22 protein-coding genes are annotated in these 20,549 nt (G+C 75.1%); 17 read left to right on the top strand and 5 right to left on the bottom strand.

Features of this window, described 5'->3' with window-relative positions; all coding sequences use genetic code 11:
* Positions 1–215: 215 nt before the first annotated feature.
* From AB0I41_RS10725 to AB0I41_RS10700, 6 genes are all read left to right on the top strand, one after another.
* Positions 216–1,229, top strand: a complete 1,014-nt coding sequence (locus AB0I41_RS10725) for a Gfo/Idh/MocA family oxidoreductase (protein ID WP_357104672.1) — start codon at positions 216–218, stop codon at positions 1,227–1,229.
* The gene (locus AB0I41_RS10720) at positions 1,222–2,310 is read left to right on the top strand and encodes a zinc-binding dehydrogenase (RefSeq protein WP_357104669.1); all 1,089 of its coding nucleotides are present in this window, start codon (positions 1,222–1,224) and stop codon (positions 2,308–2,310) included. The genes AB0I41_RS10725 and AB0I41_RS10720 overlap by 8 nt, the downstream gene beginning before the upstream one ends.
* 302 nt (positions 2,311–2,612) lie before the next feature.
* Positions 2,613–4,904 (top strand): accessory Sec system translocase SecA2, encoded by a 2,292-nt coding sequence (secA2, locus tag AB0I41_RS10715; protein ID WP_357104666.1) that lies wholly within the window; start codon positions 2,613–2,615, stop codon positions 4,902–4,904.
* 175 nt (positions 4,905–5,079) lie between these two features.
* The gene (locus tag AB0I41_RS10710; RefSeq protein WP_357104920.1) at positions 5,080–5,820 is read left to right on the top strand and encodes a GAF and ANTAR domain-containing protein; all 741 of its coding nucleotides are present in this window, start codon (positions 5,080–5,082) and stop codon (positions 5,818–5,820) included.
* 74 nt (positions 5,821–5,894) lie between these two features.
* Positions 5,895–6,404: a DUF2231 domain-containing protein gene (locus AB0I41_RS10705; RefSeq protein WP_357104662.1), complete on the top strand. Its 510-nt coding sequence runs from the start codon at positions 5,895–5,897 to the stop codon at positions 6,402–6,404.
* Between the two features lie 103 nt (positions 6,405–6,507).
* A complete protein-coding gene (locus AB0I41_RS10700; protein WP_357104659.1) occupies positions 6,508–7,266 on the top strand; it encodes a class I SAM-dependent methyltransferase in 759 nt (252 codons plus the stop codon).
* Between the two features lie 6 nt (positions 7,267–7,272).
* On the opposite strand, the gene AB0I41_RS10695 is transcribed toward AB0I41_RS10700, so the two are convergent.
* Both AB0I41_RS10695 and AB0I41_RS10690 read right to left on the bottom strand, forming a co-directional pair.
* Positions 7,273–8,217 (bottom strand): DUF3500 domain-containing protein, encoded by a 945-nt coding sequence (locus AB0I41_RS10695; RefSeq protein ID WP_357104656.1) that lies wholly within the window; start codon positions 8,215–8,217, stop codon positions 7,273–7,275.
* A 9-nt stretch (positions 8,218–8,226) separates the two neighbouring features.
* A complete protein-coding gene (locus AB0I41_RS10690; RefSeq protein ID WP_357104653.1) occupies positions 8,227–8,619 on the bottom strand; it encodes an ankyrin repeat domain-containing protein in 393 nt (130 codons plus the stop codon).
* 66 nt (positions 8,620–8,685) lie between these two features.
* On the opposite strand from AB0I41_RS10690, the gene AB0I41_RS10685 reads away from it, so the two are divergent.
* From AB0I41_RS10685 to AB0I41_RS10645, 9 genes are all read left to right on the top strand, one after another.
* Positions 8,686–9,060, top strand: a complete 375-nt coding sequence (locus tag AB0I41_RS10685; protein WP_357104651.1) for a signal peptidase I — start codon at positions 8,686–8,688, stop codon at positions 9,058–9,060.
* Positions 9,061–9,165: 105 nt separating this feature from the next.
* A complete protein-coding gene (locus AB0I41_RS10680; protein ID WP_357104648.1) occupies positions 9,166–9,615 on the top strand; it encodes a cysteine dioxygenase family protein in 450 nt (149 codons plus the stop codon).
* Positions 9,616–9,662: 47 nt separating this feature from the next.
* A complete protein-coding gene (locus AB0I41_RS10675) occupies positions 9,663–10,157 on the top strand; it encodes a rhodanese-like domain-containing protein (RefSeq protein ID WP_357104645.1) in 495 nt (164 codons plus the stop codon).
* 53 nt (positions 10,158–10,210) lie between these two features.
* The gene (locus tag AB0I41_RS10670; RefSeq protein WP_357104642.1) at positions 10,211–10,768 is read left to right on the top strand and encodes a winged helix-turn-helix domain-containing protein; all 558 of its coding nucleotides are present in this window, start codon (positions 10,211–10,213) and stop codon (positions 10,766–10,768) included.
* 276 nt (positions 10,769–11,044) lie between these two features.
* A complete protein-coding gene (locus AB0I41_RS10665) occupies positions 11,045–11,653 on the top strand; it encodes a winged helix-turn-helix domain-containing protein (RefSeq protein ID WP_357104639.1) in 609 nt (202 codons plus the stop codon).
* Positions 11,654–11,708: 55 nt separating this feature from the next.
* Positions 11,709–12,383, top strand: coding sequence for a uridine kinase (locus tag AB0I41_RS10660; protein WP_357104636.1), 675 nt, complete (start codon positions 11,709–11,711; stop codon positions 12,381–12,383).
* 137 nt (positions 12,384–12,520) lie between these two features.
* Positions 12,521–12,919, top strand: coding sequence for a TraR/DksA C4-type zinc finger protein (locus tag AB0I41_RS10655; protein ID WP_357104633.1), 399 nt, complete (start codon positions 12,521–12,523; stop codon positions 12,917–12,919).
* A gap of 52 nt (positions 12,920–12,971) precedes the next feature.
* Positions 12,972–13,853: a DUF72 domain-containing protein gene (locus tag AB0I41_RS10650; protein WP_357104630.1), complete on the top strand. Its 882-nt coding sequence runs from the start codon at positions 12,972–12,974 to the stop codon at positions 13,851–13,853.
* Positions 13,854–14,158: 305 nt separating this feature from the next.
* Positions 14,159–14,587 (top strand): DUF2267 domain-containing protein, encoded by a 429-nt coding sequence (locus AB0I41_RS10645; protein ID WP_357104627.1) that lies wholly within the window; start codon positions 14,159–14,161, stop codon positions 14,585–14,587.
* 127 nt (positions 14,588–14,714) lie between these two features.
* Here the strand turns inward: AB0I41_RS10645 and AB0I41_RS10640 are convergent, their stop codons facing one another.
* Positions 14,715–15,464, bottom strand: a complete 750-nt coding sequence (locus AB0I41_RS10640) for a PIG-L deacetylase family protein (protein WP_357104625.1) — start codon at positions 15,462–15,464, stop codon at positions 14,715–14,717.
* A gap of 386 nt (positions 15,465–15,850) precedes the next feature.
* Here AB0I41_RS10640 and AB0I41_RS10635 point away from each other — a divergent pair, with 386 nt between their 5' ends.
* Positions 15,851–16,141 (top strand): hypothetical protein, encoded by a 291-nt coding sequence (locus tag AB0I41_RS10635; protein ID WP_357104623.1) that lies wholly within the window; start codon positions 15,851–15,853, stop codon positions 16,139–16,141.
* 8 nt (positions 16,142–16,149) lie between these two features.
* The gene (locus tag AB0I41_RS10630) at positions 16,150–17,418 is read left to right on the top strand and encodes a cupin domain-containing protein (protein WP_357104620.1); all 1,269 of its coding nucleotides are present in this window, start codon (positions 16,150–16,152) and stop codon (positions 17,416–17,418) included.
* 27 nt (positions 17,419–17,445) lie between these two features.
* Here AB0I41_RS10630 and AB0I41_RS10625 read toward each other — a convergent pair whose 3' ends face one another.
* Together AB0I41_RS10625 and AB0I41_RS10620 are read right to left on the bottom strand one after the other, a co-directional pair.
* Positions 17,446–18,111: a hypothetical protein gene (locus AB0I41_RS10625; protein ID WP_357104617.1), complete on the bottom strand. Its 666-nt coding sequence runs from the start codon at positions 18,109–18,111 to the stop codon at positions 17,446–17,448.
* Positions 18,108–20,549, bottom strand: a 2,442-nt coding sequence (locus tag AB0I41_RS10620; RefSeq protein WP_357104615.1) for an FtsK/SpoIIIE domain-containing protein, incomplete at its 5' end; no start/stop codon positions are given. The genes AB0I41_RS10620 and AB0I41_RS10625, both read right to left, overlap by 4 nt.

Here is a 20,549-nt window from a genome sequence, read left to right as displayed (position 1 = left end):
GGCACACCCCCAGATCGTGGCGGAACGCGGGGTTGGTTTCCCATCTCCGCCCGCGCGCTAACCGGATCATGCCTACCAGCTTGATCACGGACCGTGCACCGCCCGGTTTTCGCCAGATGAACGGTTCATTGCCGGGCGCGCCGGGTTTCGCGTTCGGGCGCTGCGGGGAGACCTGTTCCCGCTACTCGTGAAACAGCGTCGGGAGGATCGGTGGAATGGGCACGTGCCGGGTGGGACTGGTAGGGGCCGGCGGGGTGGCGCAACGCCACGCCCGCGTGCTGGGTGGTTTCGAGGACGTGGAACTGCTCGGGGTGACCGACGTCGCCCGGGACGCGGCCGCGGAGCTGGCCGGCGCGCACGGCGGCCGGGCCTTCGCCGACGTGGACGAGCTGCTCGCCGCCGGGCCGGACGCGGTGTACGTCTGCGTGCCGCCGTTCGCGCACGGGCCGGTGGAGGAGGCGGTCATCGCCGCCGGCGTCCCGATGTTCGTGGAGAAGCCCGTCGCGGTCGACCTGGACACCGCCGAGCGGATCGCCGCGCTGGTCGAGCAGAAGCGGCTGCTCACCGCCGTTGGCCACCACTGGCGCTACCTGCACGTGGTGGAGCAGGCCCGCCAGCTGCTGGCCGACCGGCCGGTGCGGATGGTCAACGGCACCTGGCTCGACAAGGTCCCACCGGTGGCCTGGTGGGCGGTGCGGGACCGCTCCGGCGGTCCCGTCGTCGAGCAGGCCGCGCACGTGCTGGACCTGGTCCGGTCGCTGGTCGGCGAGGCGGTCGAGGTGACCGCGTACGGCGACGGCAGCCCGCCGCCCGTCGAGGGCGCCGACATCGACTCGGTGACCGCGGCCACGCTGCGCTTCGCCAACGGGGCGGTGGGCACCCTCGCCGCGGCCTGCGTCCTGACCTGGAAGCACCGGGCGGGGATGGAGATCCTCGCCGACGGGCTGGCGCTGACGCTGGCCGAGGATGGCCTGGAGATCTGCGACGCCGATGGTGAGCGCCGGATCTCCTCCGACCCGGACGGCGCCCGGACCGCCGTCGACCGGGCCTTCGTCGACGCGGTGACCGGCGTCGGCGACGACGTCCGGGTGCCGTACGCGGAGGCGCTGCGCACCCAGCGGCTGGCCCTGGCGCTCGCCGAGTCGGCCCGCACCGGCCGGGCCGTGACCCTGCCGACCGGCCCGGCGGCCGCGCCGCTGGCCGGTGCGGGGGTGAGCGTCGATGCGTGACAAGGTCGTGGTGGTCAGCGGCCCCGGCGCGGTCGAGCTGGTCGAGCAGGACGCCGCCGAGCTGCGCGCGGGCACCTTCCGGGTGGAGACGCTCTACAGCGGCGTCTCCGCCGGCACCGAGCTGAGCTTCGTCAAGGGCACCAGTCCCTACCTCAACGGCACCTGGAACCCGGACCTGGGCCTGTTCCAGCCCGGCGTGGCGAGCACCCAGTACCCGGTCACCCGGCTCGGCTACATGCAGGTCGGCCGGGTGGTGGAGAGCCGCACCCCGGCCGTCGCGGTCGGCACGGTGGGGGCGATGACCTACGGCCACCGCAGCGGCTACCTGGCCGACCCGGTCGCCGAGCGGTTCGTCCCGCTCCCCGACGACCTCGACCCGCTGCTCGGCGTCTACGTCGCGCACATGGGCCCGATCTGCGCCAACGGCCTGCTGCACGCCGCCGCCGACCTGTGCGGCACGGACGTGCGCTCGCTCGGCGACGGGGTGCGCGGCCGGCGGGTCGCGGTGGTCGGCAGCGGGGTCGTCGCCCTGCTCACCGCCCTGTTCGCCAGGCGTCACGGCGCCGCCTCGGTGGTGGTGCTGGACCCGACGCCGCAACGGCGACAGGTCGCCGAGGCGCTCGGCCTGGAAACCCTCGACCCGGCGGCCGACGACCCGGCCGTGGTGCTCAAGACCCGCTGGAACCACGCCGCCGGGGACCGGGGCGCCGACGTGGTGTTCCAGTGTCGTGGCCAGGCGTGGGCTCTGCAACTGGCGCTGCGCCTGCTGCGCCCGCAGGGCACGGTCATCGACCTGGCCTTCTACCAGGACGGCGCGGACGCCGTCCGGTTCGGCGAGGAGTTCCACCACAACGGGCTCTCGCTGCGCTGCGCCCAGATCGGGCGGGTGCCCCGCGGGCTGGCGCCGATCTGGGACCGGGAACGGCTCTCCGCCGAGACCATCGACCTGCTGCGGCAGTACGGCGACGTGATCCGCAAGCATCTCGTCTCGGCGGTGGTGCCCCTCGAGGAGGCGCCCGCACTGCTGACCGACCTGGCCGAGCGACGCCGGCAGGAACTGCAGGTGGTGCTGACCGGCTGACCCGGCACCGGCACCCGGCTGGGCCGGGGCAGCTGGTCGCCACCCGTCGCCCGCCAACCGGTCGGCCTGGCCGCCCTGCTGCCGTACCAGCGCGACGGCGGCCGGGTGGTCGCGGTCGGCGCCCACGAGGAATTGACCGTCACCAGTCCGCTACACCGCGCGCCGGCCGTCCACCAGCTGCTGGTGAGCTGACCCGGCCCGCCGCATCTGACCTGCCCGGACGTGCAGGGACAGGGACACCCGGGACGCCCCGGACGAGCCGGGCAGCGACGACCCGGCCGGTTCGCGTACCGTTGCCGCTCATGGGTGTGTCGCAACGGTTGAAGAGCAGGTTCCGGCGGTTCCTCCAGCGCCCGGGGACGACGGTCGACCTGGCCCCGCTGGAGAAGTTGCTGCCGCAGATCGCCGCGCGCGAGGAGGAGCTGTCCGCCCTCGACGACGCCGAGCTCACCGAGGCCGCCGGTGCCGCCACGGAGTACGTGGAGATCTGCGCGATCGGTCGGGAGGCCGCCCGCCGTGGGCTGGACCAGCGGCCGTACGACGTGCAGCTGCTCGGCGCGATGGCGCTGCTCTCGGGCAAGGTCGCCGAGATGGCCACCGGTGAGGGCAAGACGCTCACCGCCACCGTCGCCGCGTACGGGCACGTCCGGCTGGGTAACGGGCCCGTGCACGTGCTCACCGTCAACGACTACCTGGCCCGCCGCGACGCCGAGTGGATGGCGCCGGTCTACCGGCTGCTCGGGCTCACCGTCGGCTGGGTCAACGAGGCCTCCACTCCCGAGGAGCGGCGCGCCGCGTACGCCTGCGAGGTCACCTACGTCTCGGTCAGCGAGGCCGGTTTCGACTTCCTGCGCGACCAGCTCGTCACCGACCTCGCCGACCGGGTCCAGCCGCCGCTGAAGACGGCGATCGTCGACGAGGCCGACTCGATCCTGATCGACGAGGCCCGGGTGCCGATGGTGCTCGCCGGCGCGGTCGTCGGCGAGCAGGACCCGGTGCACGCCGCCGCGGCGCTGGTGCGCGGCCTGCGCAAGGGCAAGCACTACACCGTCGCCGAGGACGGCCGCAGTGTGGCGTTCACCACCGCCGGCCTGGCCACCGTCGAGGCGAAGCTGGGCGGCATCGACCTGTACGACACCGAGCACGTCGGGCAGCTCTCCGCGATCAACGTGGCGCTGCACGCGCACGCCCTGCTGCACCGCGACGTCGACTACATCGTCCGGGACGGCACGGTCGAGCTGATCGACGAGATGCGCGGCCGGGTGGCCCAGCGCCGCCGCTGGCCGGACGGCCTCCAGGCGGCGGTCGAGGCCAAGGAGGGCCTGGACGCCACCGCCGAGGGTGAGGTGCTGGGCACCATCGCCGTGCAGGCGTACATCGCGCTCTACCCCACGGTCTGCGGGATGACCGCCACCGCCGTGCTCGTCGGCGACCAGCTGCGCGAGTTCTTCGGCCTCGAGGTGGCGGTGATCCCGCCGAACACCCCCTGCGTCCGGGAGGACGAGCCGGACCGGATCTACGCGACCCGGGCGGAGAAGGAAGAGGCGCTGATCGACGAGATCACCCGCTGCCACCGCGCCGGCCGGCCGGTGCTGGTCGGCACCCTCGACGTCAAGGAGTCCGAGGGGCTGGCCGCCGGCCTGCACGCCGCCGGGGTGTCCTGCGTCGTGCTCAACGCCAAGAACGACGACGAGGAGGCGGCGATCATCGCCGAGGCCGGCGCGTACGGCGCGGTGACCGTCTCCACCCAGATGGCCGGCCGGGGCGTGGACATCCGGCTCGGCGGCAGCGACCAGGCCGACCGGGAGCGGGTGGCCGAGCTGGGCGGCCTGTACGTGATCGGCAGCGGCCGGCACGACAGCCGCCGGGTCGACGACCAGCTGCGTGGCCGGGCCGGCCGGCAGGGCGACCCGGGCGGCTCGGTCTTCTTCGTCAGCCTGGAGGACGACCTGGTGGTCCGGCACGCCGGTGACACCGTGCCGGCCTCGCCGCGGATGAACGCCGACGGCCTGGTCACCGACGAGCAGGTGGACTACGCCGTGGAGCACGCCCAGCGGGTGGCCGAGGGCGTCAACCACGAGATCCACCGCAACACCTGGCGGTACAGCGTGGTGATCGAGCAGCAGCGCAAGGCCCTCGCGGAGCGCCGCGAGCGGCTGCTCACCAGCGACGTGGCCGCGCTGATGCTGCTCGACCGGGTGCCGGAGAAGGCCGGCGAGATGGACGAGGACCTGCTCGCCCAGGTGGCCCGGTCGATCGCCCTCTACCACCTCGACCGGCTCTGGGCCGAGCACCTGGCCGAGCTGTCGGAGGTCCGCGAGGGCGTGCACCTGCGGGCGCTGGGCCGCCTCGACCCGCTGGACGAGTTCCACCGGGCGGCGGTGCCGGCGTTCAACAACCTCGTCCCCGAGATCGAGACGCGGACCCTCGCGACCTTCGAGGAGACCGAGTTCGCCGAGGACTGGGAGCCGGACGCCGCCAAGCTGGTCCGGCCGAGCGCCACCTGGACGTACCTGGTCCACGACAACCCGTTCGGCTCCGAGCTGGACCGGCTGATCGCCTCGGTCGGCCGGCGGCTCTCCGCGGCGCGCTGAGCGTAACGGGGTTCCTTCCGGCGCGGCCCGGCGCCTGAAGGGACCCCTTTATGCGGTTTCGACCCGAGTTTGCGAGGGTAGTAGCCCGGGGCTCATGAGTCAGGGGAGATCACACGATGAGACAGGCAATGGGGCCGGTCGACGGGGTCGTTCGGTGCGCGAGGGCCGTGCGCCGGTGAACCTGGACACGTGGGAGCCGACGAACGACACCCTGGGCGTGCTGGAGACCGCCGCCCTGTTGCGCGAGCTGACCGCCGGTCTGATCGCGGCCGACGACTTCGACGAGGCGCTGGCCCGGCTGGTGCGGATCGCCCGGGACGCCGTGCCGGAGGTCACCTGGTGCGGTTTCACCGCGCTGCGCGCCGGTGAGCCGGCCGGGGTGGCCGCCTCCGATCCGGGCCTGGCGGAGCTGGACGACCTCCGGCACGGCCCGGAGTCGCCCGCGATGAGCGCCGTCCGGCGCCGCGAGATGACCATCGCCCAGGACCTCGCCGCCGAGGAGCGCTGGCCGGGCTGGACGGCCCGGGCGCGCGGCCTCGGGGTGCGCGGGGTGATCTCCGCGCCGGTCGACGTCGACGAGCAGGCCATCGGGGTGATCAACCTCTACACCGACTCCGCCGGCACCTTCACCACCCGGCACCAGCTCACCGCGATGCTGCTCGCCGAGCACGCCGGCCTGCTGCTGGCCGCGGTCCGCGACCGGGCCAAGCAGGCCGAGCGGGCCGGTGAGCTGGACGAGTCGCTGCTCGGCGAGGGCGTCGTCGGCCAGGCGATCGGGGTGATCATGACCCAGCGCGGGTGCCCCGCGCCGGAGGCCCTCGACGTGCTGCGCAATGCCGCATCCTCGCTGGACATCCCGCTGCGCGAGGTCGCCGAGCGGCTGGTCGCCACGGTGTCCCGTCCCCGGGAGGGTTGAGCGCGTCGTTTCGCCGCACTGGCGTCCGGGTAGCACCCTGGATTCGTGAGCTGATCCGATCCCGGGAGGAACCGATGGAGAGCCGGCTGCGGGTGCAGGGGCACCCGATCCAACCGATGCTGGTGACGTTCCCGTTCGGGCTCTTCGTCAGCGCCGCCGTATTCGACCTGGCCGACGTGGTCGGCGGGCCGGCCTTCCTCGGCGAGGTCGGCTACTGGACGTCGGTCGCCGCCCTGGTCGCCGCCGCGCTCGCCGCGCTCGCCGGCATGATCGACCTGTGGGACGTCCGGGCCGGCCGGACCCGCCGCACCATGGTCATGTTCAATCTGGTCAACGCCGGCATGGCCGCGTTGTTCCTGCTGACCTGCCTGATCCGGGCCGACGCGCCGCAGCGGGGCGCGACCGGGGTCCTGGTCGTCACCGAGCTGGTCGCCCTCGCGGTCGGCGCGGCCGGGGTCCGGCTGGGCGCGCGCCTGATGCGCCAGTTCGACACCACCCGTCGCGAGCCGAGCGGCTTCGAGGCGCTCAACGGCCCGCCCACCACCACCGCCGCCACCGTCGAGATCATCCGCCCCCGCACCTGAGCCCCGCACCGCGCCCGCCCGCCCGGTCCGCGATCCCGGGAGTCGACCGAAGACGGGCGATATCCGGTTGTCGGCCACGGTCGGGGGCGGGCAGGGTGGCCGGATGACCGAGCGCACCTTCGACGAGCTGGTCGCCGAGGCGGCGGCCGTGCCCGTCGACGGTTGGGACTTCTCCTGGCTCGACGGCCGGGCCACCGAGGAGCGCCCACCGTGGGGCTACACCCGGCTGGTGGCCGCCCGGATGGCGGCGGCCTCCGCCGCGCTCGACGTCGACACCGGCGGGGGAGAGGTGCTCGCCGAGGTGCCCAGCCCCCCGTCGCTGCTGGTCGCCACCGAGGCCTGGCCGCCCAACGTCGCGGTCGCCCGGCATACGCTGCGCCGGGTCGGCGCCGGCGTCGTCCGGGTGGGCCCGGCGGCGGGGCTGCCGTTCCGCGACGGCTCCTTCGACCTCGTCACCAGCCGGCACCCGGTCGCCACCGGGTGGGCCGAGATCGTCCGGGTGCTGCGGCCCGGCGGGGCGTACCTGTCCCAGCAGATCGGCGCGGGCACGATGCGCGAGCTGAGCGAGGCGATCCTCGGCCCGCTGCCCCCGCCCGACAAGCGCCGCCCCGAGCAGGCCGTGGCCGCCGCCCGGGCGGCCGGCCTGACCGTGGTACGCCTCGAACGGGCCACCCTGCGGGCGGTCTTCCACGACGTCGGCGCGGTGGTCTGGTTCCTGCGCAAGGTCGTCTGGACGGCGCCGGGCTTCGACGTGGACCGGCACCGTCCGCAGCTCGCCGCGCTGGACCGGCGGATCCGCGCCGAGGGGGCCTTCGTCGCCCACGCCCGCCGCTTCCTGATCGAGGCGGTCCGGCCGGCCTGACCGGCGTCAGTGGGCGCGGGCGTGGTGGGCGGCGAGCACGTCGGCGCCGAAGTCGCCGGCCGGGCGGCGCAGCACGGTGTGCGCGTGGTTGCCGTCGTCGGTGGTGTTGTCGTACTCGATCAGCAGGTCGTCGCCCTGCACCCGGTAGTAGTGCCGCCCGCCCGGCCGGGTCGACCCGGCCCAGGCGAAGTGCAGCTCACCGCCGGCGAGCCGGTCCGCCTCGCGGACGGCCAACTCGGCGGGGAGCCGGTCCAGGTAGAGCGCCACGAGTTGGTCGAGCAGCGCCCGGCCGGTGACGCCGAGCCGGTCGCCGGGCACGCCCAGCGGGGTGATCGGCGCGTCGACCGACGGGCGGGTGGCGCTGACGATGTCCGCCGGCGCCTCGTCGGCGACGATCGCCGCGGCCCGCCCGACCGGCCCGATCGCCGCCAGCAGCTCGCGGGCGAGGTCCTCCTCGACGCCCAGCGGGCGGGAGACCGGGCGCCCGGCGTGCCGGACGGTGGCCGGGTTGGCGCCGAGGAAGACCGGGGCGGGGGAGACCTCGTCGTCGACCACCGTCATGCTCACCGACAGGTGGTGCCCCTCGAACCGCCAGGCCCAGCGGTCGTCGCGGGCCGGGTCGCCGTACAGCGCCACCCAGTAGTCGCCGCTGTGCCGGCCGCGCTGCCATTCCTCGGCCCGATCCAGCACCTCCTCCAGCGCCACCACCGCCATCGCCTGGGCGTACGCCGGCGGGCTCAGCGCGGTGGCCAGCAGCCGGTGCGCGGCCTTGCGCCCGGCGCGGTCCAGGTCGGCCAGGCAGACGCCGGGACGCGCCCGGGGCCGGTACTCCAGCCGGCGCCGGCCCGCGTCGTCGAAGGAGTGGCCGGCGTCGGCGCGGGCCGGCTCGTCGAGCGCGGCCAGCAGCGCGGTGGCCGCCGTGCGCATCCGCTCCGGTACGGGATCGTCCATCGTGTCGCCTCAGCCGGAGGTGAGCAGGGTGAGCATCTCCGGCAGGTCGAAGAAGCGGGCGGTCTCCACTGCCGACGGGCTGCCGTGCGCCGGGTCGGCGCCGGCGTCGAGCAGCGCCCGGACCGCCTCGGCGTTGCGGCGGAACACCGCCGCCGCCAGCGCGGTCTGCCCCCGGTCGTCGGCGCGGGAGTGGTCGGCGCCCCGGGCGAGCAGGGCCGCCACCGTGTCCGGGTGGGCGTGGTACGCGGCCAGGATGAGCAGGGTGTCGCCCTTGTCGTTGGTCATGTTCACCGGCAGGCCGGCGTCGACCTGGCCGCTCAGCTCCTCGGTCCGGCCGTCGCGGGCCAGGTCGAACATCCGGTGGGCGAAGGCCAGCGTCTCGGCGTCCAGGTCGTCGGTCACCCATCCAGGCTAGTCGCCGGGCGCGCCCGGCGGACTGATAGCTTGCCTGCCCACGACGGGAGGGCCATGGACGACGTGTATGTCGGCAACGCGGGTGTGGACGGTGCCACCAACGCCGGTTGGCTGCTTGGTCACTTCATGCCCGCCGGCGATCCCCGGCACAGCGCCGAGCTCGAGGTGAAATGGGGCGTGCACCCGCCGGGGGAGGCTCGCTCGCGGTGGGCCACGCACGAGCGGCGGACCGCACTGCTGGTCCTGGTCGACGGACGGTTCCGGGTGGAGTTCCCGGACCGGACGGTGGTGCTGGGCACCCCGGGCGACTACGTGGTGTGGGGCCGCGGGGTCGACCACTGCTGGTACGCCGAGCGGGCGTCGGTGGTGCTGACCGTGCGCTGGCCCTCGGTGCCGGGCTACCGGGTGGACCCGCCCGTGCTGCGCTGACCCGGTCGGCCCGGAACCGCCGTCCCAGCATTCGGTATTACCTACTAAACCTATAGGCTTTGGCTCCTATAGTGGTGTCGGGACGCACCACCACGGGAGACCACCATGACCGACCCGCACAGCGACCTGCTCGCCGTCGCCGCCCCGTACGCCGACCCGGCCGGCTGGCCGGTGCCGCTGCGCTTCGACCCGGTCGAGCGCTGGTACGCCCGGCTCGCCGCCACCGACACGCACGAGGTGTGGGCGCTGAGCTGGCTCCCCGGCCAGGGCACCGACCTGCACGACCACGGCGGCTCCGCAGGCGCCTTCCAGATCGTCGCCGGGGAGCTCACCGAGGAGACGGTGGCCGGCGGTCGCCTGCGCCCGCACCGCCTCGCCGCCGGCGTCGGGCGACGGTTCGGCCCACGGCACGTGCACGTGGTGACCAACCGCGCCGACCAGCCCGCGGTCAGCGTCCACGTCTACCGGCCCGCGCTGCGCCGGATGACCCGCTACCGGCTCGTCGCCGGCCACCTGCGGGTCGCCGACGTGGCGGAGGCCGGTGTCGCCTGGTGACCCGTTCCGATTCCACCCGCCGGCTCGTTCCTGGAAGGACCGCGAGGATGCCCCAGCAGCACCACCTCAGCACCGACAGCTGTCCGGTGCCACCACCGGGATCGCGGGGCATCGAGGAGATCCTCGCCGCCGCCCGCGCCCGACTGCGCCGGCTCGACCCAGAAGGGGCGCACCTGGCGTACCGGGGCGGGGCGCTGATGGTCGACATCCGGCCCGCCGCCCAGCGGGCCGCGCACGGCACGGTGCCGGGCGCGCTGGCCATCGAGCGCAACGTGCTGGAGTGGCGGCTCGACCCGCGCTGCCCGGCCCGGCTGCCCCAGGCGGTCGGCTACGACCTGCCGGTGATTGTGATCTGCCAGGAGGGCTACACCTCCTCACTGGCCGCCGCCGCGCTGCTGGACCTCGGCCTGCACCGGGCCACCGACATGGTCGGCGGCTTCGTCGCCTGGCGCATCGCCGGCCTGCCCGCGCTCGGCCCGACCCCGCCGCACGGCTCCCCGTCCACCGCGCCCCCGGTGACCGCCGGCCGGGCGCCGCGCTGACCGCCACGCTTTACCAGGCGTGGCGGACCATCCCGCCATCTCAGGAGGCACCGATGTCCGTCGTCGCCATCACCTCGCGCCCGCACCCGCCGGGCCGCGCCGACCGGCCGGGGCCGCCCCGGCCCCGGTCCGCCCCGGCGCTGACCATCACCCTCGACCTGGCCGCCGCGCCGCTGACGCCCCGGCTGGCCCGCCTGGTCGACCTGCTCGGCGAGCTGGCCGAGGCGGGGGAGGGCGACGTGCGGCTGGCCGAGCCCACCGCCGTACGGGCCGTCACGTCCGTGCCGGCCCCCGCCGACGAGCACCCGGACACGCTGCGGATCCGGGCCGGCTCGCGGGTGGTCCGGCAGGGCGACCGGGAGATCCCGCTCACCCGGATCGAGTTCGACCTGCTGCTCTTCCTCGCCGAGCACCCGCACCGGGTCTTCACCCGGCCCCAACTGCTGGGCAGCGTCTGGGGCTACGAGCACGCCGTGCCCCGCACCGTCGACGTGCACGTGCGCCGGCTGCGCGCCAAGCTCGGCGCGGCCACCCCGCTGGTGACCACCGTGTACGGCGTCGGCTACCGCCTGGCCGACGAGGCCAGCGTCCGGGTGGACCGGTTCCGCTGACCGGTCGTTGATGCGGCGCGCCGGGGCCGTCCGCCCTGGTGCGTCGGCCGGGACCGGCCAATGTGAACCGGCGCGGGTACCCCCGTATCCGGCCACCCCGGCGGCTCTGCTGTAATCATCTGGCTCGTACGCAGAGCGAGCGTTTGGCTGCGATGTGTTCGTCAATTGTCACATTCATGCAACGTGGCCGCCCCTTGACCCTCGCTCAGGGGCCGGGAAGCTTCGATGAAGCGGCGTCCCGGGCCGTGGGATCACCCGGACCAGCCAAGGAGGACCATGTCGGTCAGCCCCGCCTCGTCGCGCGCCGGATGGCATACGTCCCAACCCGCGGTTCCCGGTCGTCCCCCCGGCGGCCAGCGCCGCCCGGTGAACACGGCCGCCCCCGTGCTCACCGTGACCCTGTCCATCCCGTTGGCGTGTGAGGAGTCGCTGACCCCGCCGGCCCGCCGGCTGCTGGAGGCCGCCCGGGAGATGCTGGAGCGTGGCGAGGGCACCATCACCACCAACGGCGTCCCCGCCGAGCGGCGGGTCGAGCCGCTGCCCGGCGGCCGGTCCCCGGCCCGGTCGCTGGCGCCGGCCATCCCGGCCCTGCACATCCTGGCCTCCTCCCGCTCGGTGCTGCGCGACGGTGAGCCGCTGCCGTTGACCCGGCTGGAGTTCGACCTGCTGCTGCACCTGGTGGCCCACCCGCGCCGGGTCTTCACCCGGTTGCAACTGCTCAACGCGGTCTGGGGCTACGAGCACGCCGGGGTACGCACCGTCGACGTGCACGTACGCCGGCTGCGCGGCAAGGTCGGCGTGGACGTCCCCCTGGTCACCACCGTCTACGGGGTGGGCTACCGGCTCGCCGACGACGCCCGGGTCACCATCGACCGCACCGGCTGACCGCCCGGACCGCCATCGACCGCACCGCACCGGCCGGCCGGTGCACCATGGTCGGATGCGTGCTCGACCCATCTCGCCCGAGCGGCTCGTCGCCGAGCTGACCGAGCGGCTCCTCGCCGCCGCGACCGAGCCGACCCCGGACGTCGCCCCGGCCGACCGGCCCGGCCGGCTGCGGGTCGCCGTGGACGGCCCCCCGGCCGCCGCGCCGCAGCACCTCGCCGAGGCCCTGGTCGACCCGCTGCGCGCGCTCGGCCGCCCGGTGCTGCACGTCCGCGCCCAGGACTTCCTGCGGCCGGCCTCGATCCGCTTCGAACAGGGCCGGACCAACCCGGACGCGTACTACGAGAGCTGGACCGACGAGGCCGGGCTGCGCCGGGAGGTGCTCGACCCCGCCGGCCCGGGCGGCTCCGGGCGGGTGCTGCCCTCGCTCTGGGACGCCGCGACCGACCGGGCCAGCCGGGCGGCGTACGTCCCGCTGCCGCCCGGCGCGGTGCTGCTGGTCAGCGGGGCGCTGCTGCTCGGCGGCGGGCTGCCCTTCGACGTCGCGGTGCACCTGGCGCTCTCACCGGCCGCCCTGGCCCGGCGTACCGACCCGGAGTTGCGGTGGACCCTGCCGGCCTTCGCCCGGTACGCCGACGAGGTCGACCCGGCCTCCTTCGCCGACGTGGTGGTCCGTGCCGACGACCCCCGGCATCCGGCCCTGGTGGAGCGTGACGAACCGGTCGGCTGAGGCCGGAAAACTCGTCGGTTTGATCCACTCGGTGGGCGGGTATTCGCCCGGCTCACAGCGCACGGTTGCTCGCCCGTGCGCACCGTATCCGGATGACCGGCCCGCGCGGGCCGGGGCCCCACGAAAGGCAGGCAGCGATGCTCGTCCACGACACCGTCGGTACGGGCCGATCCCAGGCGGAGATCGACCAGATCCGACTCTCCCTGCAGGCCCGCTACGACGAGCTGTCCGCGGAGTACGAGCAGGCGGTCGCGCAGAGCCAGGTGCTGCGCCTGGTGGAGGTCGGCGACACCGCCGGCGACGACCAGGCCGACAGCGGCACCAAGACCGCCGAGCGGGACACCGCGCAGTCCCTGCTGCGGACGATCCTCGACCGGCGGGCCCAGTTCGAACACGCCCTCAACCGCCTCGACGAGGGCACCTACGGCTTCTGCGAGGGCTGCTCGGCGCCGATCCCGGTCGAGCGCCTGGAGATCTTCCCTTCGGCCACCTCCTGTGTGGCCTGCAAGCAGACCCGGGAGCGGCGGGCCGCCTGAATCGGCGGGCGTCGCGGTTGCCGGTCAGGTCCGGGCGCGGTGGACTTCTCCCATGCATGAGATCAAGGTGGGCACCGCGTCCTGGACGGACCGGACGCTGCTGGACTCCGGCTGGTACCCGCCGACGGCGGACACCCCGGAGAAGCGCCTGGTGTACTACGCCCGGCGCTTTCCGCTGGTCGAGGTGGACGCCACCTACTACTCGCCGCCGGCCGAACGGACCGCGCGGTTGTGGGCCGAGCGCACCCCGGCGGGGTTCACCTTCAACGTCAAGGCGTTCAGTTTGCTGACCGGGCACCCCACCCGGGTCTCAGCGCTCTACAAGGACCTGCGGCCGGAGACGCAGAAGCGCAACGTCTACCCCGACGACCTGCCCGCGCAGGCGTACGAGGAGGTGTGGACGCGCTTCCTCTCCGCGCTCGACCCGCTGGTCGAGGCCGGCCGGCTCGGCGCGGTGCTGTTCCAGTTCCCGCCCTGGTTCACCATCAAGCGGGAGAACAAGGAGTACCTGCTGGAGGTGGAGCGGCGCTGCCGCCCGCTGCGGCCGGTCTTCGAGTTCCGGCACGCCTCCTGGTTCGACGGCGCCAACGCCGACGAGACGCTGGCCTTCCTGCGCAAGCACCGGCTGGCGTACGTCTGCGTGGACATGCCGCAGGGCCACCGCTCATCCGTACCCCCGGTGCTGGCCGCCACCGCGGACCTCGCGGTGGTGCGCTTCCACGGGCACAGCGACAAGTGGACCAGCAAGGACATCCACGAGAAGTTCGGCTACCGCTACTCGGACAAGGAGTTGCGGGACTGGGCGCCGAAGCTGCGCGAACTGGCCGACTCGGCCGTGCAGACCCACGTGCTGATGAACAACTGCTATCGCGACTTCGCTCAGACCAACGCGACCACCCTGGCCGGCCTGCTCGACGGCGGTGGCGCCGACTGAGCCGGCCGCCGGTTCACCCGGTCGGGGTGACGCCGGCTCACCCGATTGCCGCGCAGCATGGACGGTGTCTGCGGTCTGCGACCGACGCCGACCGCGAGGCCGACAGCGACGGAGGTGGCCGATGGCGGTTCGGGTCGTGACGGACAGGCGACGCGGCGGGGTGCTGCACGTGGTCGGGACGGCCGACGGCAACGCCCGCGAGCGGCCCGGTCGGTGGAGGCCGACCCGGCCGCGGCGGGGGCCGAGCGGTCCGCCGCGCCGCGACGACGACCGACGGTGGGAAAGCAACGCACGGGGGTGGACAGATGGCTGAGCAGCTGCGAGCGGCGTTCGAGTCCTCGTTGGAGAAGACGAACATCATCCTCAAGGAAATCGAACAGGCGTACGGGTGGCCGAAGGAGCAACGCAACCAGTCCTACTGCGCGCTGCGCACTGTGCTGCACCTGCTGCGCGACCGGATGCCGGTGCAGGAGAGCGTGGAGTTCTCCGCGCAGTTGCCGGTGCTGGTCCGCGGGATCTACTTCGACGGCTGGAAGCCGATGGACGTGCCGATCAAGCTCAATCGGGACGACTTCCTTCTCGAGGTCCGGCGGCACTTTCCGTACGACGTCGAGGGCGGCACGGAGCGCGTGGTGCAGGTGGTGCTGGACGCCCTGAGCCGGCACGTGACCCAGGGTCAGTGGGACGAAGTGAAGGACACCATGCCCCGTGACCTGCAACAGATGATGCCGTGATCGGATGACCGACGGCCCGTCCCGCCGAGTGGTGGGGCGGGCCGCCGCACGCCGTACGGCTGTCCGCCCGCCCCGCCCCGCGGGCCAGCCCGCGACCGGAGGTGCCGACCAGGATCATCGCGCCCGCCTAGTGCAGGCCCAGCGGGAAGACCTCGAACGCCGCGCCGTAGCGGACCCCGAGCCGGGTGCCCGCCGGGCGGCTGATCCCCTCCAGGAACTCCTCCGGGTCGAAGCCGCCGTCGCCGAGGCCCCTCAGGTACGCGTCGTGGGCCCGCAGCGAAGCCAGTCCGGCGCCGAAGGTGGCGGTGACATCGACCCCGTGCCGGGACAGCGGCGAGGCGGCGGCCCACACCTCCCGGACCCGGTTCCACGGCGCCACCCCGCCGGTCAGTTGCTCGGGGAAGATCCACCGGTTGCCGGCGTCGCGGGCCGCGTCGAGCACCGCCCGGCCGGTCGCGATGTGGTCGGCCTGGTTGAGCGCGTACGCCCCGTCCCAGGTGTCCCGGAAGTTGTTGGTGACCACCACGTCGGGCCGGTGTCGCCGGATCACCTCCGCGATCGCCCGGCGCAGCGGCACACCGTACTCCAGCAGGCCGTCGGGCTGGCCGAGGAACTCCACCGTGGTAACCCCCACCACCGCGGCGGAGGCGCGCTGTTCCTCCTCGCGGACCACGCCGGTCCGTTCCGGGGTCATCCCGTCGATGCCGGCCTCGCCGCTGGTGACCAGGCAGTAGACGACCTCCTTGCCCTGTCCGGTCCAGCGGGCGACGGCGGCGGCCGCGCCGAACTCCAGGTCGTCGGGGTGGGCCACCACGGCCAGGGCGCGCTCCCAGTCCTCGGTCAGCGGCGTCAGCGGTGCGGGCTGCGGCTGCCCCATGGTGACCTCCCTGCCGGTCCGGCTGCCCTCCCATCCTGGCACCGTCGCCGCCTCCGCGCCGGTTGCCGTCGCCCCGGCCCCGCCGACCTCGGGTCCTCACCGGGCCGGCCGCCGTGCTGCCCGGATGGCGGGAGCGTCCCGGCCGGCGGCACGGTCAGCTTCGGCTTCCCGGGGCACCCGCGGCGGCGCCAACCCGACGCCAGCCGCCTTCACCCTCAACGCCGCGACCTGCCGTAACGGGTGACCTCCGGCGGGGCCCGACGAACCGTCCCTGTCGCCGGGTTCCGCCGTCTACGGTGGGGTTAGAGAAGATCGCGCGTGGGGTACCACCCGCTGCACGACAGACCCCGACCTACGGCGGGGCGGCCACACCCGAGGGAGCACCCATGGCACTCAACGACGACGACATGCAGACCACCAGCGGCGGCGGCCTCGAGGGCCCGGCCGACGGCGGGGCGACCCCGGGCCGGCAGGACGGTGGCGCCGACGGCGGCGCGGACCGTGGTGCAGAGCGCGGCGTCGACCAGGGCGCCGATCGTGGCGCCGAGGGTCCGGCCGACGGTGGCGCGACCCCGGGCAAGCAGGACGGTGGCGCCGACGGCGGCGCCGAGGGTCCGGCCGACGGCGGGGCGACCCCGGGCAAGCAGGACGGTGGTGCCGACGGCGGCGCCCGCTGACCACCGTCGTGACGACCAACGACCCGCCGGACCGTCACGGCCATCCGGCGGTCTCGTACGCCGCCGACGCCCTGGCACGCTGCGTCAGCGTCGAGCCGGCGAAGTTCGCCGCCGCCCACTGGGGCCGGGCCCCGCTGCTCTCCCGCGCCGACGAGCTGCCCAACACCGACGGTTTCACCGACCTGCTCAGCCCCGCCGACGCCGACGAGCTGCTCAGCCGGCGCGGGCTGCGTACCCCGTTCCTGCGGGTGGCCAAGGACGGCGAGTTGGTCCCGGCGGCACGCTACACCGGCGGCGGCGGTGCCGGCGCCGAGATCGCCGACCAGGTCCTCGACGAGAAGGTGCTGGAGTTGTACGCCTCCGGCGCCACCCTGGTGCTGCAGGGCCTGCACCGCACCTGGCCCGTCCTGGTCGACTTCGCCCGCGACCTCGGCACCGCCCTCGCCCAGCCGTTGCAGGTCAACGCCTACCTGACCCCGGCCGGCAGCCAGGGCTTCGCCACCCACTACGACACCCATGACGTCTTCGTGCTCCAGGTCGACGGCCGCAAGCACTGGCGCATCCACCCGCCGGTGCTGCCCGACCCGCTGGAGAATCAGCCCTGGGGTGGCCGGGCCGACGAGGTCGCCGCCACCGCCGACGGTCCCGCCGCGCTGGACGTGGTGCTCGCCCCCGGCGACGCGCTCTACCTGCCGCGCGGCTGGCTGCACAGCGCGCAGGCGCAGGAGTCCAGTTCGCTGCACCTGACCGTCGGCATCCGCGCGCTGACCCGGTACGCCATGGTCGAGGAGCTGCTCGCCCTGGCCGCCGAGGACCCCCGGCTGCGGGCCGGGCTGCCCTTCGGCACCGACGTCGCCGACCCCGACGCCGTCGAGCCCGAGCTGACCGAGACCGTCGAGGCGCTGCGGGACTGGCTGCTGCGCGCCGATCCGGCGGCGATCGCCGACCGGCTGCGCCGGCGCGCCTGGCTTGCCGCCCGGCCGGCCCCGATCGGGCCCCTCGCCCAGGCCGCCGCGCTCGGCGCCCTCGACGCCGACAGCCGGATCGCCCCCCGCGCCGGGCTGCGCTGGCAGCTCACCGCCACCGGCGACCACCGGGTGGCGCTGCGGCTGCCCGACCGGACGATCACCCTGCCCGGCACCTGCGAGCCGGCACTGCGCACCCTGCTCACCGGCACCGTCACCCGGGTCGGGGACCTGCCCGGCCTCGACGACGACGCCGACCGGCTGGTCCTGGCCCGCCGGCTGCTACGCGAGGCCGTCGCCGTCCCCGACTGAGCCGACCGGCCGGGCGGGACGCCCCGCTCAGCGGGTCAGCACCAGCAGCGCCACCGTGGTCGCCACGCCGGCGATCAGCACGATCGCGGCCGGGCGGGGCCCGAGCAGGGCGTGCTGCCGGTCCGCCAGCCGCTTCGCCGGCGCCAAGCCGGCCAGCGGGCCGAGCAGCGTCACCACCAGGGCCAGCACCGGCATCCCCACCGCCAGGTCACCGCCGTAGCGTTGGCCGAGCGCGCGGGCGCCGGCCCCGAGCGCGTACGCCACCAGCGCGCCGGCCACCCCGCAGAGCGCCAGCAGCGGGTTCACCGACGTGGGCAGCTCACCGGGCTGCCCCGCCCGGTCCAGCAGCTCCCGCACCCCGCGCAGCGACGACACCGGGTCACCGGCGGCGTCCCGGCTCGGCCCCGGCGCGGGGCCGAGCCGCCGCCCGCCCAGCCCGAGTTGGCTCCGCAGCTCCGCCCAGAGGTGCCCCACCTCGGCGTCGACCCGCTCCACCATCGACCGGGCCTCCGCCACCTCCGCCTCGGCGCGGCGCAGCTGCGCGGCCGCCTCGGCCACCGCCCGTTCGGCGGTGGCGCACTGCTGGTCGTGCCAGACCTGCGCCTCGGCGCGCTGGGCCCGTACCCGGCCGGTCAGCTCGGCCAGCCGGCGGACGTGGGCGGCGTACGTGTCACTGGCGGCCGGTTCGTTCATCGGGACGGACCATAAGGGATGATCACCTGTCCGGTGCGGTGCACCGCCCGGTCGAAGAAGAGCCCGCGCCACGGGCGGGGGTACCAGTCCGGGCCGCCGGTGCCCGGGTAGAGCGAGGAGCCCAGCTCCGTGCCCTGCACGTCGAGGGCCACCCAGGCCCCGATCTGGTCGGTGCGGGTGGCCGGCCCGCCGAGGTCCACCCGCATCCGGGCCACCCCGCGCCACCAGGCCAGTACGTGGGTGCGCCGTTCCGGCCCGTCGTGCAGGATCCGGCGCAGCTGCTCCAGCCCGCTGCGCCCGCCGGCGGGTGCCGCCAGCCGTCCGGCCGCCGCGTCCACGGCGAACAGCAGCAGGTAGTGCGGGGTGCTCGGGGTGCCCGGCCGGCCCAGCGCCTCGGCCGTCTCGGCCATCAGCTCCGGCAGCGTCTCCTCGTCGTACCAGGCCGCGTCGTCGGCCAGGTCCTCGTAGAGGGCGCGGGCGGCCGGATCGGCGTCCGGGTCGAGGCAGGCGATGGAGAACCGGGCGGTGCCGGGCCGGTGCTGGCGGGCCAGCGACCGCGCGGCGGCGTCGAGCACCGCGCAGGCCTCGTCCACCCGGGTGCCCAGCACGGCCAGGTTGCGGCCGGGGGCCCGGGGCAGCCGCAGCGCCGCCGAGCGGGCCCGCACGTCGATGATCTCCCCGAGCAGGGCGACCGGGCCCCGGGGCGGCGGGGTGTCGCCCTGCGGGGTCAGCGCCCGGTGGTCCGGGGCGTCGGCGAGCAGGGGGACCGCGTCGCCGTCGAAGAGCCGGGCCGGGGCGGCGTCCTGCGGCCGCATCCGCCACAGCCGGTGCTGCAGCTCGCTCCAGGTCTCCCAGTCGCCGGCCGACGGGATCCGGGCCACCTGGTTGCCCTCGATCATCCCGGACTCGGCGTTGACCACCGCGTGGTGGCGGGGCAGCGCCTGCGCCGCGTCGTTGCGCTCGGCCAGGATGCGCAGCGCCTTGGGCAGCGCGATCCGCAGGGCGAACTGGGCGACCAGCGCCGGGCGCCCCCACAGCGCCTCGATGCCCCGCACGTCCTGCGAGGCGAGCACCAGGTGGATGCCCTGCGACCGGCCCCGTCGGGCCAGGTCCTCCAGCAGGTCGGCGGCCTCCCGGGCTACCACGTCCCGGCCGGCCAGCAGCGCCTGGAACTCGTCGACCACCGCCACGATCCGCGGCCAGTGCCCGGTCGGATCCACCGCCCGCAGCTCGGCGAGCTTGGTGACCTCGTGCTTCTTGGCGGCGTCGGCCCGCCGGCGCAGCTCCTCGGCCAGGAACCGCAGCAGCGCCAGGCCGAACTCCCGGTCGGTGTTGACGTTGATCCCGACCAGCCGCATGTGCGGCAGCCAGCTCGGGTCGCGCCGGCCCTGCGCGAACCGGGCGAAGGACACCCCCTCCTTGAAGTCGAGCAGGTAGAACTCCAGCTCGGCGGGGGAGTAACGGGCGGCGAGCGCACCGATCCAGGCGAAGATCAGGTTGGTCTTGCCGGTGCCGGAGGGGCCGCCGATCAGCGCGTGCGGCGGGTAGTCGCCCAGGGTGAGCAGCACCGGCCGGCCGTGCGGACCCTCGCCGATCGGGGCGGTCAGCCCGTGCGCCGAGTCCTCCTTCCACATCTGCTCCGGCGGGGGGAGCAGGTCGGTGAAGGGCGCCGGCGGCGGGCCGGCGTTGACCCGGGAGGCGATCTCCCGGCAGGTCTCGGTGACCAGCGTGGCGGGCGGCGGCGGGTCGAGGCGTACCGGCAGGCCGGACGGGACGCCGACGCGGGCGTCGCCCGGCTCGGCGACGATCCGGGTGACCGTCGGGTCGTCCGGCAGCGGGGTGCCCCGCACCACCAGGTGCACCCCGCAGGCCGCGCCGGTGCGGACCACCCGGTCCAGCTGGCCGCGTTCGTGCCGGGACGGCTCGTCCCCACCGAGCAGCACCGCCACCCGCCACGGCTCCGGCCGGCGGCCGGTCGCCGCGGCCAGTTCGCGCAACGAGGCGTACTCGCCGGCCAGCACCGTCTCGTTGATCCGGCGGATCTGCTCCACCAGGTCGTCCAGCAGCCGGCCCAGCCCGCCCGGGCCGACGAAGGCGAGCAGACCGGCGGTGCCCAGCGGGGCGAAGCCGGCCAGTCCGCCGCCCAGGTGCTCCGGGTCGTAGCCGTACAGCCGCACCGCGCCCGGGTCGGCGCGGCCGACGCCGCGCAGCAGCAGCCCGCTCACCACCGCGTCGGCGCCGTCCCGGTCGCCGCCGGAGAGGTGCACGTGCCCGGCGTCCAGCAGCGGCACCAGCGCCGGGACCGGTTCCGCGCCGGCGATGCGCAGCGCGCCGACGCGTACCGGACCGATCGGCTCCCCGCGCCCGGCCGGCGCCGCCTGCCAGGCCGCCCACTGCGCGGACGCCGCGCCCGGCGCCTCCCGCAGCGCGGCGGTGGC

The sequence above is a fragment of the Micromonospora sp. NPDC050200 genome (assembly GCF_040656135.1).
GTDB lineage: Bacteria > Actinomycetota > Actinomycetes > Mycobacteriales > Micromonosporaceae > Micromonospora.
The sequence above is the reverse complement of the archived record's forward strand: the minus strand, read 5'-3'. Positions and strand labels throughout refer to the sequence as shown.